Origin of the sequence: Singulisphaera chitinilytica, assembly GCF_049331405.1 — a bacterium.
Classification (GTDB): Bacteria; Planctomycetota; Planctomycetia; order Isosphaerales; family Isosphaeraceae; genus PoT.
The window spans coordinates 3,266,152-3,278,578 of the sequence record NZ_CP186274.1 but is presented as its reverse complement, the minus strand read 5'-3'; the positions used below and the strand labels follow the sequence as shown (position 1 = coordinate 3,278,578).

Annotated in this window: 10 protein-coding genes; 6 read left to right on the top strand and 4 right to left on the bottom strand. The window is 65.5% G+C overall.

All coding sequences use genetic code 11. From position 1 onward, the window contains the following. Positions 1-158: 158 nt before the first annotated feature. The 4 genes from hisF (at position 159) to ACOYYX_RS13350 (ending at position 4,944) form a co-directional block, all read left to right on the top strand. Complete coding sequence (gene hisF / locus ACOYYX_RS13365; protein ID WP_422930399.1) at positions 159-965, top strand: imidazole glycerol phosphate synthase subunit HisF; 807 nt, start codon at positions 159-161, stop codon at positions 963-965. Positions 966-1,104: 139 nt separating this feature from the next. Next, entirely contained in the window at positions 1,105-2,256 is a 1,152-nt protein-coding gene (locus tag ACOYYX_RS13360) for a type IV pilus twitching motility protein PilT (protein ID WP_422930398.1), read from the top strand. A gap of 93 nt (positions 2,257-2,349) precedes the next feature. Further along, positions 2,350-4,098, top strand: coding sequence for a GspE/PulE family protein (locus tag ACOYYX_RS13355; protein ID WP_422930397.1), 1,749 nt, complete (start codon positions 2,350-2,352; stop codon positions 4,096-4,098). A gap of 51 nt (positions 4,099-4,149) precedes the next feature. Next, positions 4,150-4,944 carry a hypothetical protein gene (locus ACOYYX_RS13350; RefSeq protein ID WP_422930396.1) on the top strand — a complete coding sequence of 265 codons (795 nt, stop codon included), beginning with the start codon at positions 4,150-4,152 and terminating at the stop codon, positions 4,942-4,944. A 113-nt stretch (positions 4,945-5,057) separates the two neighbouring features. On the opposite strand, the gene ACOYYX_RS13345 is transcribed toward ACOYYX_RS13350, so the two are convergent. Then, complete coding sequence (locus ACOYYX_RS13345; protein WP_422930395.1) at positions 5,058-5,609, bottom strand: hypothetical protein; 552 nt, start codon at positions 5,607-5,609, stop codon at positions 5,058-5,060. Between the two features lie 167 nt (positions 5,610-5,776). Between ACOYYX_RS13345 and ACOYYX_RS13340 the strand changes: the two genes are divergently transcribed. After that, complete coding sequence (locus ACOYYX_RS13340) at positions 5,777-7,432, top strand: DUF1570 domain-containing protein (RefSeq protein WP_422930394.1); 1,656 nt, start codon at positions 5,777-5,779, stop codon at positions 7,430-7,432. 84 nt (positions 7,433-7,516) lie between these two features. Here ACOYYX_RS13340 and rpsR read toward each other — a convergent pair whose 3' ends face one another. Continuing rightward, on the bottom strand, positions 7,517-7,759 hold the full coding sequence (gene rpsR / locus ACOYYX_RS13335; RefSeq protein ID WP_422930393.1) for a 30S ribosomal protein S18: 243 nt from the start codon (positions 7,757-7,759) through the stop codon (positions 7,517-7,519). A 243-nt stretch (positions 7,760-8,002) separates the two neighbouring features. Between rpsR and cyaB the strand changes: the two genes are divergently transcribed. Further along, positions 8,003-8,587, top strand: a complete 585-nt coding sequence (gene cyaB / locus ACOYYX_RS13330) for a class IV adenylate cyclase (protein WP_422930392.1) — start codon at positions 8,003-8,005, stop codon at positions 8,585-8,587. 71 nt (positions 8,588-8,658) lie between these two features. Here the strand turns inward: cyaB and ACOYYX_RS13325 are convergent, their stop codons facing one another. Together ACOYYX_RS13325 and ACOYYX_RS13320 are read right to left on the bottom strand one after the other, a co-directional pair. Continuing rightward, complete coding sequence (locus ACOYYX_RS13325; protein ID WP_422930391.1) at positions 8,659-11,439, bottom strand: hypothetical protein; 2,781 nt, start codon at positions 11,437-11,439, stop codon at positions 8,659-8,661. 83 nt (positions 11,440-11,522) lie between these two features. Then, a complete protein-coding gene (locus ACOYYX_RS13320) occupies positions 11,523-12,305 on the bottom strand; it encodes a protein-L-isoaspartate(D-aspartate) O-methyltransferase (protein WP_422930390.1) in 783 nt (260 codons plus the stop codon). Positions 12,306-12,427: the final 122 nt, after the last annotated feature.

Here is a 12,427-nt window from a genome sequence, read left to right as displayed (position 1 = left end):
CGCTCCCCGCACACTCGCCGCATGCCGCAACCCGGTTCCATTCTGCCTACTAGGATCTTCGAAGAGAGTGGGTTAGAATTATTCAGTTGGAAGACTCGCGTTGAGAAACGCGCTGCGTCCCCCTCAACTTTCGAATAATCAAAAGACCGGACTTCGGAATGCTGGCCAAGCGGATCATCCCTTGCCTCGACGTCAACGAGGGTCGCGTCGTCAAAGGAACGAATTTCGTCAACCTCCGCGACGCGGGTGATCCGGTCGAAGTCGCGTCCCGCTACGAGCAGGAAGGGGCCGACGAACTCGTCTTCCTCGACATCACGGCCAGCCACCAGGGGCGTGAGATCATCTGGGACGTCGTCCGCAGGACCGCCGAGGTCTGCTTCATGCCCCTGACCGTCGGCGGCGGCATCCGCAACCTCGACGACATCCGGGCCTTGCTGAACGCGGGGGCCGACAAGGTCTCCATCAACTCCGCGGCCGTCCGCGACCCCGACTTCGTCTATCGGGCCGCCAGGCGGTTCGGCAGCCAGTGCATCGTGGTGAACATCGATCCCAAGCGCGTCGACCGCGACGGGAAAGAGTTCTGGGAGGTGCACATCAACGGCGGGCGGATCGGCACGGGGCTCGAGGCGGTCGCCTGGGCCCGCGAGATCGAACGATTGGGCGCCGGCGAGATCGTCCTGACGAGCATGGACGCCGACGGCACCAAGAACGGCTACGACCTGCCGATGACCCGCGCCGTGGCCGACGCCGTGGAGATCCCGGTCGTCGCCTCCGGGGGTGCGGGCAGCCCCGAGCACCTGCGGGCGGCCGTCGTCGAAGGCGGGGCGAGCGCGGCCCTTGCCGCAAGCATCTTCCATTACCGAGAATATACGATCGCGGACACCAAGAAATACCTGGCGGAGCACGGCGTCCCCGTGCGGCTCGTGGGCGAGACGCCCTCGAAGGCCCCCAGCCTGGCGGGATAATTCGATCTCCCGAAGGTCGATCGACTCGACCTCGCTTCCTCATAGAATTCGATCACGAACCTGACTCCACTCGATCCCTTCCTCGGCCAGAACTGCCTCGTGGGGATCCGGCTTTGTCCAAGGCAAGGAGCGACTGTCCATGGCGACCGCGGCTGATGTCAACGTCGAGTCCTCCACCAACGAGCCCGAGGCCAACAAGCTCTTCCGCATGGTGATGAAGCACAAGGGGTCCGACCTCCACCTAAAGGTCGGCCTGGCCCCCGCCATGCGCCTGGGCGGCGTGTTGCGTCAGATGCAGTTGCCGGTCCTGTCGACGGCCGACATGGAACGGCTGATGTACCCGATCCTCACGCCACGCCAGAAGAACATCCTGGATGAGGAAGGGGGCGTCGACTTCGCGCACATCGTCTACGACGGCGAGATGGAGACCCGCTTCCGCGTGAACCTGTTCAAGCAGAGGGGGCGGCTCAGTCTCGTCGCCCGCCGCGTGAACAACTCGATCCCGAACTTCGAGGGCCTTGGCCTGCCGCCGGTCATGGCCGAGATCACGCAGTACGAGCAGGGCATCATCATCCTCGCCGGCGTGACCGGGTCGGGCAAGAGCACGACCATCGCCTCGATGCTCCAGTACATCAACGAGCGCGAGCGCATGCATATCGTGACGATCGAGGACCCGATCGAATTCACGTTCAAGGACGACAAGTCGATCATCAACCAGCGCGAGGTCGGCATCGACGTCTGCGACTGGGAGACCGCCCTGAAGCACGCGGTCCGGCAGGACCCCGACATCATCCTGGTGGGCGAGATGCGTGACCAGCACACGTTCTCGGCCGCCATGCACGCCGCCGAGACGGGCCACCTCGTCTTCGGGACCATCCACGCGTCGAGCGCCCCCTCGACGATCGGCCGTATCCTCGACCTCTTCCCGCGGGACATGCACCCCGCCCTCCGCCAGTCGATGGCCTTCAACCTCAAGGCGATCGTCGCCCAGAAGTTGCTGCCGACGACCAAGGAACTCCAGGCGCAGGGCATCACTCGCGTGCCGACGAACGAGATCATGCGGACCAACCCGATCGTCCGGAAGCTGATCCTCAACGAGGAGGATACGAAGCTCGGCGACGCGATCCGCATCGGCAAGGAAGAAGGCATGCAGGACTTCACCGAGAGCCTCAAGGTCCTGGTCCAGACCGAGCGGATCGAGCGTGCCACCGCCTTCGAAGTCGCGCCGAGCGTCGAAACTTTGAAAATGGCCCTCAAGGGCATTAACATCGCCCAGCCTGGTATCTTGTGATCGAGATGCCTTCCGCATGGTCGATCATGTACCTCCGGGTCGAGGTCGAGGTCGAGTGGTGTTGAGAGTACTCCGTCGGAGGAAAGGGAAGCGATGATTCGTCCGCGCCTCGCCCTCGTGATGTTCGCGATGGGAGTCTTCGGCATAACGGCGAGCGCCGATGCCGCGGACTTCCCCGGCATGCTGCTCGCCCAGTCCTCGGTCCTCCAACGCGGGCCCAGCCTCTATCTCAACCTCTTCAAGTTCGTCCCCGTCCTGCTGCTGTACCTGCTCTGGGCGAAGACCTGCTACTGGGTTGATGACGATACCAAGGACCTGAACAACCAGAAGTTCGAGATCTGGAACACGGTCATGCTCGTCTCCGGGCTGCTCGGGTTCGCGCTCATGTTCGCGATCCCGGTCTTCCCCATCAGCCTGACCTTGCTGCTCCTCTCATATTTCGTCCCGACGCTGACCTACGTTTACTCTCGCAATCAGACCGTGCCCGACGACGCCAAGGTGCTGACCCCTTATCACATCGGCGAAGTCATGAACGGGATGATGATGAAGATCGGGATGAGGCCCCTCTTCAACCGGGGGGAGACCGAGGCGAACCGGAGCGGCCCGCCGATCGAATTCGTCGGCAAGAGCCAGGGGAACAGCAAGGCCGACCCCTCTCGCGTCAGCCAGGCCGAGGAGTCTCGCTCGTTCATGTCGGCCAAGGAGCTCGTCTACGACGCGGTCCTGCGCCGATCGACCGACATCCACCTCGAGCCGACGCCCGAGCAGCTCTCGGTCCGCTACCGAATCGACGGCATCCTCCACGCGGCCGAGCCGTTCGACAGGCCGACCGGCGACGCGGTGATCAACGTCTTCAAGGTCCTCGCCGCCCTCGACATCTCAGAGAAACGCAAGCCTCAGGACGGCTCGTTCGGCGCCCGGCTCGAAGGGCGCGACCTCGAGTTCCGCGTGGCGACGTCGGGCTCGAAGTCCGGCGAGAAGATGGTCATGCGTATCCTCGACAACGCGGCGGGCGTCTCGAAGCTCGACGACGCAGGCCTCCGGCCCAAGCTCGCGACCGAGATCCGCAACCTCGTGACCCAGCCGCACGGGATGTTCCTCTGCTGCGGGCCGACCGGGTCGGGCAAGACGACCACCCTCTACGCCTGCCTCCGCGAGATCGACCGCTTCCAGAAGAATATCATCACGGTCGAGGACCCGATCGAGTATCACCTCGACAACATCACGCAGATGGAGATCAACACGAAGAGCGGCCAGACATTCTCCGGCAGCCTTCGCTCCATCCTCCGGCAAGACCCGGACGTGATCATGATCGGCGAAATCCGAGACCAGGAGACCGCGACGATCGCCTGCCAGGCGGCGACGACCGGCCACATGGTCTTCTCCACCGTCCACGCCAACGACACGGTGACGGCCCTCTTCCGGCTCCTCGACCTCGGCGTCGAGCCGTTCATGATCGCGTCGGCCCTCACGGCCGTGCTCGGTCAGCGTCTCGTCCGCATGCTCTGCGAGAACTGCAAGGAGCCGTACAAGCCGAAGCCCGAGTTCCTGAAGAAGGCGAACCTGCCGGCCGACAAGGTGGACGTGTTCTATCGCCGCCCGACCGAGGCCGAGCAAGTCTGCCCCCAGTGCGGCGGCACCGGCTACCTCGGGCGGACCGGGATCTTCGAGCTCCTCGTCATCACCGAGCCGATGCGGGACATGATCCGCGAGAACCCGTCGATCAACGCGATCAAGGCCGAGGCCCGCAAGAACGGCATGATCTACCTCCAGGAAGACGGCCTCCGGCAGGTCATCCAGGGCAAGACGTCGATCGACGAGCTGCTCCGAGTCGTCAAGTAATCCACCGATCTTAATACATACCCTGGCTCACGAGTCCTCGAGAAGCACGCCATGGATATCGTAATCGACCTGGGGACCACGGTCCTGATCGCGGGCATGGTCTATGCCCTCAGCAGCGAAGGCCTCTGGGGCGCGGTATTGATGTTCTTCAATATCGTGTTCGGCGGGCTGATCGCCTTCAACTTCTACGAGTACCTCGCCCAGCAGCTCGACTCGACGGGGATCGGCTGGGGCTTCTCCGACTCGCTCTGCTTGCTCGTCCTGTTCATCGTCAGCGTGCTGCTCCTGCGGCTGACGACGGAGACGCTCGCCCCGGCGATGGTGCGCTACCCGAGCCCTATCTATCAGTTGGGGCGCTTCACGTTCGCGGTCCTCGGGAGCCTCGTGCTGGGGGCGATCATCCTCCTCAGCTTCGACTGCGCCCCGGTCCACAAGAAGGTCTTCGGGGTCATCGACTACAAAAAGAAGGTCCCCTTCGGCCTGGGGCTCGAACGTCGCTGGCTGGCCTTCTTCCAGCACACCACCGGCCTGATCTTCGCCCAGCGCGAGCCCGGGCTGAATGACCCCTACCGTGAATTCAGCAACGCCAAGGTCTTCGACCCTCGCGGCGAATGGCTGCTCCAGCACCAGCAGGCTCGCCCCTACGGGACCGAGTCCGTCCTCGAAGACGCCGGCGCTGCGGCCGAAGGCGCCCCGAGCGGCGGTCCGACGGGCCCAGGCGGTGGGCCGACGCCTCCGCAGGGCGGTCCGGCAGGCCCCGGCGGGCCGATGGGCCAGCAAGGTGGGCCTCGGGTGATCGCCCCCGGCCCCGGCGGCGGGGTGGTCATGCCCGGCGGGCCGATGTGATTGCTGCGGAAGTCTCGCGGGTTCAAAGCCAATAGTTGAGGGGGCCGCTCCGGATCAAAGCCCGGGACGGCCCCCTTCTTTCATTCATGCGGGTCATATCCGAGGCACGGATCTCAGCGTAAGGCCTGCGTTCCCTGCTTGGAGCCGACCGGCATGACCTGGATCAGGTCGAACCTGTGCTTCGAGGCCAGCCCCACCATCTGCTGCTGGACCTTGTAGGCGGCCACCTGGTTCGTCGTGGTTTCGAAGACGAAGAGCGGCGCCCATCCCTCGCTGTAGGCCCCGAGTTCCCCGGTGGTCATCATGAACTTGGGGACCTGCCCGTTGGCGAGGTCGATCTTGAAGTCGGCGGCGAGGTCGCGCTCGGCGAAGTTGTCGATGATCCTGGCCGGGCCCGCCGACTGGCGAAACGATGGGACCGTCGCGAACAGCCGTGCGCTGCTGTAGTCGAGGTAATAGAGTGCGTCCTGCGTGACCTGGACCTTGCGGCCCTCGTCGTAGCGGACGAGGACGGGCCCCGTCGTGATGGTCGACCCCCCGACGCGATCGCCGCTATTGGCACGGACGATGGCCCGAGGGCCCGGCAGGCTCGCCAAGGACCAGCCGATGATCACCCCCGCGGCCAAGAGCACAATCCCCGACGCGTTGCTTCGAACAGCCTTCATGGGCCGGACTCCTTTCCGGATGGCCTCTCATCGTCCTATACAACCCGATCCGATTCGGTGCGGCATTGTGCCCAAGGTGGCCGGAACGGTCTAGGCGAACGTCTCGTCAAGCGGGAGTGACGTGTTAGACTAGGGTTTGACCCTCGCAACGACCCCGACGGGCCTCGTTGCCAACCTTCGACGCGTTCCTCAACGGGGGCCTCATGATCACCTCGGCCTGCTGGATGGGACTTCTCCTCTTCGCCCAGGTTCCGCCCCCTGCCGTCGCCCCCGAGAAAGTGAGCGAGCTGCGCAAGGAGTATGAGGCGACCATCAAGCGCGAGACCGACGCCATCACGGCCCTGGCAGGGAAGCTCCAGAAGCAAGGGAAGGCGAAGGACGCCGAGGAATGCCGGCGCAAAATCGATTCGCCGCAGTCGCCCGATGGCGCCTCGCGATTCGTCCCCCTACTCGAGGTCGTCCCGCGTCGGAGCAAGGCCCTCGCAAATGTCCCCGTCAAGGGCGCCGGGGCCGAACCCTGGCGGGGCGAGCTCGACGCGATCCGAGAGACCTGCGGCAAGGCCCTCTTCGAGATTGCCCAGAAGGCCGCGGCCAAGATCCCTGGGCAGTTCGCACTCGCCGACCAGGCGCTTCGCGGGGTCGTCGCACGCCTGCCCGATCATCCCGAGGCGCGTCGGCTCCTCGGATTCGTCTCGTATGAAGGAGGCTGGGCCACCCCCTTCGCGGCCAGGCTGCTTCGCAAGAAGATGATCAATCACCCCGTCTTCGGCTGGGTTGAGGGGTCATGGGTCCCGCACCTCGACCAGGGGGAGCTGCCCGCCCCCCCGACCCGAGGGCAGCAGACATTGCGCTGGCTCCCCGCCGAGCAGGCCGACGAGCTGCATCGCCCCTGGGAGAGCCGCTGGCGGATCCATACCGAGCATTTCGACATCCACACGAACGTCAAGTTCTCCGACGCGATCGCCTTCGGGCGTCAGCTCGAGTCCTTCCACGAGCTCTTCCTGGCCCTCTTCGCCGACGTCCTCCGTCTCGATCATCCCGACTCGCTGGCCACCCGCTTCAAGGACAAGACCAAGGGGAAGAACCTCGAGGCCGAACGTGGGCTCCCCCCGCATCAGGTCTATTACTTCGCGACCAAGCAGGAGTACGTCGACCACCTGTCCTTCCTCGGCGATCCGAATATCGATAAGACGCTCGGGCGTTACCTCCCGCCCAAGCCTCGCCAGGGCAATCGGGCTCCCGCGTACCTATTCCACGACCCCGGCGGGCAACTCGAAGTCTCGGCGACCCTCTTCCACGAGGTCTCGCACCAGCTCCTCTTCGAGTCGGTCGGCCGCTCCGAGTTCGAACGCAATGCCGGGAATTACTGGGTGTTCGAAGGGCTCGGGACCTATTTCGAGACCGTGTCGATGCTGCCGGACGGGTCGATCCTCTACGGCGGCAGGACGAGCCCCCGTCTGGAAGAGGCGCGGATCCGCCTGGTCGACCGCGATGAGCTGGTGCCGACCGAGACCTTCGTGGGGTTCGGCCAGAACGAGTTCAACGAGGACAGCGTCATCTACCTGCATTACGCCCAGGCCATGGCACTCACCATCTACCTGATGCAGTCCGACCAGGCGGAACACCGGGAGGCCTTCCTGGATTATGTCAAGGATGCTCACAAAGGGCGACTCAGGCGCGACGGCGGGAAGTCGCTGCGTGAGCGCATCGGCATCTCCTACTCGAAGCTGGACCGCGACCTGATCCGCTACCTCGGCGGGGTCGAGGCGGGCAAGGAGAAGGCGAAAGACTCGGAGGAAGCGAAGAAGAAGGGTGGGGACTGACGCAAGGCGGGCAGGAAAGAAGCGATAATAAAGCGGAGGGACGCGAGAAAGGCAGACAATCTCGCGTCCGAGTGACCAGTCTGGTTACTCGCCCACGTAGGGGATCAAGGCCATGAACCGGGCGCGCTTCACAGCGTCGCTCGCCGCGCGCTGGAACGCGGCGCAGTTGCCACTCCGCTTTCTCGAGAACATCTTGCTTTGGTTGGTGCAAAGCTTCTTGAGCAGGCCAACGTCCTTGTAATCCACATAAGCAGGACGAGGGCAGCCTTCGGGAGTGCAGAACCGGCATCGGTTCTTCCGGTTTCGACCAAATCGTTTCCGCGGCATAAACCTAGGGTCCTCGGACGAACTCAATTCCTTGGCGTGGGCGTAGAGCGATCCTCGGCAAACAGTGGCCGACTCACACGGGAAACCATGACTATAGGTCCTCGCCAGGATCACGTCAAGTCCCAACGACACCATCACGACCCGTTCAAGAATGATAGTCGCGGCGAGGTGAGCCCGTTTGCCCATCCCTCCCCGATTCGCGGGGATTGACCGCCCCAACGCGCCCGCCGTAAGGTACGATCCATGGGATTCGAAGTTGAGGTAAAATATCAGGCCCCCGACCACTCGGAGCTCGAACGTCAACTGCTGGCCCTCGGTGCCGAGCCGTCGCCGGAGATCGAGCAAGCGGACATCTACCTCCGCCACCCCGCTCGCGACTTCGCGCAGACCAACGAGGCCCTCCGGATCCGCCGGGTCGGGGACCGGAACCACATCACATACAAGGGTCCGCGCCGGAGCGGGCCGACGAAGACGCGCGAGGAGATCGAGCTCCCCTTCCAGGCAGGGGCGAAGAGCTTCGAACAATTGCTCCGCCTCTTCGAAAACCTCGGCTTCCAACGTGTCGCCACGGTCCGCAAGCGGAGGCGGACTTTCCGCCTCCGCGACCAGGGCCACGAGTTCGAGATCGCGCTGGACCTCGCCGAAGGCCTGGGATCCTTCGCGGAGGTCGAGATCTACGTCGATTCCGAGGACGGGCTCGCGGCCGCTCAGCAGGCCGTCGTCGGGCTCTCCGCGAAGCTCGGGCTGACCGAGGTCGAGCACCGCTCTTACCTGCGCATGGTCCTGGAATCTCAGGCCCCGACATCGGGTGGCGACCACGAGGCCTGACCCCATCGGGGCATCACGCAATATAGCCCGATCCTCGACCCTGGGCGGGCCGAGGATCGGGCCTTTGCGCATCACTCGACGACGAGTTCGAAGTGGATCGTCGAGTCGTTCTTGCCGATCGGGAGTTCAACGCCTTCGGCGTTCTGGGCCAGCGGGACGGGCTTGCCTCGCACCCCGTCATTATCCAGGGCGTAGGCCTTGACGTTCCCCTTCACGCGCCAGAGGACCTTGGCCTCGATCGGCTCTTGCAAGAGCGGGGGGATGCCCGGATCGGCGACGTCGCGCTTCCACTCGTCGACCCAGCGGAACCCGGTCGGTTGCACGCGGCCGATCGCCGTGACGAGGATCCGCTTGGTGCTGGCCAGCGGCGTCGCGTTCGCCGACGAGGCCAGCACCACGGCGAACGGTGTCTCGGCGCTGACCGAGAGCCGATCGAAGTTCGCCGAGTAGCCCGCTACCCAGCCGGCGATCCCCTGGGTGAACGGCGTGTTGACCGTGAGCCGCCCCTGGGATGAATCCCAGCCCGAGACATTGGTGCGCCGCTTGGGATCGGGGCGAGAGGCGGCGAGGGCCTCGACCGCCGTGGGCTTGGCGGGCCTGAGCATGATCGACGCGGCGTGCGGCCAGAGGGCGAAGACCTGGGGAATCCCGTTCACGACCTCGGGGATGGCGAAGATGTCTTCCTCGCCGCCGGTCCCGGTCGCGTCGTTACCCCAGAGGCGGGGATACACGAAGATCCCCCGGCGCACGAGCCCATCCCAGTCCTCGGCCGATGCGATCGAGGTCGAGAGGATGAGATCCCCCGCCTCGTACGGCAGCGCCCAGGCCCCGAGGGTCTGGTTGCACCACTGGCCGACGACGTAGGGCTTCTCGGCTCGCCTCTTGCGCTTGGCCCCCGCGACGAGGCCTCCGTCGCTGCTCCAGAGGATCGAGCGTTTGTTGGGATCCGACCAGAGGGGCGGGTTCCAGTAGAGCCGGTCGTCGACGAAGTCGAGCCCTTCGCCGCTCTGCTGAGCCGAGAATTCGGCGTCGCGACGCCAGTGCGAGACCCCGGCGATCGGAACGCGTAGCTTGTCCTTACGGAGCGTGTCGGCGAGGCCTCGCCAATGCGACGCGCCGAGGGACTGCCAGTAGCGACGCCCATTGGTCATCGACTCCTGGGAGGCCATGAGCCGGAGCCGATCCTGATAGTCGAGCGGCAGCGTCCCTACCGCTTCGGACTGGTCGAACAGGGAGAGTTCGCCCCCGAGCGTGACGAACGCCAGGGCCGGGTCGTCTTTCAGGGCCAGACCGGTCTCGGGGTTGACGTGGGCCAGGAGTGCCTGCGCCGACTCCTTCGCGAGCTTCTTGATCGTCGGGTCGAACTCGACGGCCCCCCCACCGCCGGGCGGCAAGGCCCCGAGGCTCGACACCTCGTCCTCGGCGCGGAACCTCCGGGCCGACTGGAGTTCGAGCGCGACGTAGATCCCGCGCGACTTCAGGGCGGCGATGAGGTGGTCGAGCCGTTCGAGGGCGATGGGGTCGAACGCCTTGGTGTCGTCGCGGCTGTCGTCGAAGAGGCTCCGATCCGGGCCGATCGGAGTGTCGAGGTCGCAGAGCCGCACGAGGTTGATGCCCGATCGGGCCAGGCGATCGACGAGTTGGTCGGCCCTCCCCGAGTCCTGGAAGGCGGCGGGCGGCAGCAGGCTGACGCCGAAGAATCGGGCCCGCCCCCCCTTGGAGAAGGTCAGCCGCCCCCCCTTCACGGTCACGAAGCCGTGCTTGCCGGCCGGGGCGTCGAGCAGGAACGAGGCGTCGAGCGCCGAGTCGGCCGCGATCTTCGCCGATGGCGTCACGGGCTGCCAGCCGGTCGTGTCTTCGGCGACGTGATACGGGATCCAACTGCCGGCGGAACGGTTCGGAGAGGCACTCACCGCGACGTTATCGACCCGGACCGTCCCGTTGCCGTCGTGTTTCTCGAGCTGGAGCACCGCGCGGACCGCCTGGCCGGGGACGCTGACCGTCGCCCGCTCCGCCTGCCAGTCGAACGAGCCCGACCAGCGGAAGACCTGCGCGGACCGACCGCCGCCGCTGACCATCTCGCCATCGGCGTCGAGGAAGAACATGCTGGCGAGCGCCCCTCCCGAACCTCGGAGCCCCTGGGCCTTCACGCTCATGGTGACCTCGAGCGAGCCGAACGGCTCGATGGGGATCGCCAGGCCCGTCAGGACTCGCGTGCTCGACTTGGAGAGTTCGAGCGCGCTGTTGGAGTTGACGCCGGGGAAGACGCGATGGGCGTCGTTCTCGACGATCCAGAAGGTCGGCGACGGGTCGCCGAGCTCGAAACCGCCGTTGTTGACGAGGTTGGTCGTTTCCTTGCCGCCGACGGGGACGAGGTCGAAGGTGATGCCGTCGATCTCCAGGACCCCCGTCGCGCCGAGCAGGCCCATCGACATGATCACGTCGCGCGTCCCCGGCGGCACGGGGATGCGCTTTGAGACATACGTCCAGCGCGGGCCGACCGACTTCGACCAGGGGCCGAGCATCCCTCGCCTGAGGGCCCGCAGGCCGTCGCCGAGGAAGTCGAGGATCAGGCCAGGCTCCTCGCCGAGGCGTTCGCCGTTCTCGATCTGGACCTGCCGGATCCAGGCACCGACGACGACCGCCTCGTGCTTCCGCCCGTCGATCCCGAAGGCCCGGCTCAGGCGGGAAGGACGCCCGGGCTTGTGGGTCTCGAATTTGATGCAGTGGGGCCCGACCTTGCCGCCGGTGGGGGAGATGATGGCGTCCCTGGCGTTGTACCAGCCGTCGGGCACGCCGTCCTTATTGGCATCGGTCTCGAAGTCGTCCAGCGCGGGGGGGGCGGGCCGCACGAGTTCGACTTCCTGGCCCCTCGCCCCGAGGAACAGCGAGGAAGCCAACAGCGTCGCAAGTGTGAATATGCACGCGCCCCTCATCACGGTTTCACCTGCTTCTTGTTGCCCGCGGCCTCTCTCTGGGCCTTGCCGGTCATGGGGACGAACAGCGTCGGCCGCAGCTCCTTGCGGGTGAGCTTGCCGTCCTTCTTGGTGACGAGGTAGACGATCTGATTGAATCGATCGCCGACCGGGATCACCATCCGCCCGCCATCCTTCAGTTGGTCGACCAGCGGCTGGGGGATGAACTCGGGCGCACAGGTCACGATCACCGCGTCAAACGGGGCCGCGTCGGGCCAACCCGCGTAGCCGTCGCCGACCTTCGTGTGGACGTTGGTGTAGCCGACTTCCTTCAAGACCTCGGCGGCCCTGCGGCCCAGAGGTTCCTTGATCTCGACCGAGTAGACGTCCTTCACCAGGCGGGAGAGGATCGCCGCCTGATAGCCCGAGCCGGTGCCGACCTCGTAGATGACGTCGGTCGCCTTCGGCTGGAGCGCCTCGGTCATGAAGGCGACGTCGAACGGCGGGGTGATCGTCTGCCCCTCGCCGATCGGGATCGACTCGTCGTCATAGGCCAGGCGTCGCGTCTCCTTGGGGAGGAATTTGTGCCGGGGGACCGTGCGGAAGGCGTCGAGGACGCGGGGGTCCTTGATCCCTCGCTCGACGAGGTGACGCTCGACCATCCGGCGACGCGCGGGGGCGGTGGGGTCGTCCTCGACCTTGGTCTTGGCCTTCGGGTCCTCGGCCGCCGCCAGCATGATCGACACCAGCGCGACGACCAGGCAGGCGAACACCGAAGATTGTCGTTCTCTCCACGATGGCATGAGTGCCCTCCTCCCTTGAGATGTGAAGAACTCCCGAGACGCACGAAATTCCGCAGAATTTTTCGATCGTACTGCCGAACCTTCTCGTGTGAAAGCAGGAGTCGACCTCGCGGGCGCGGAGT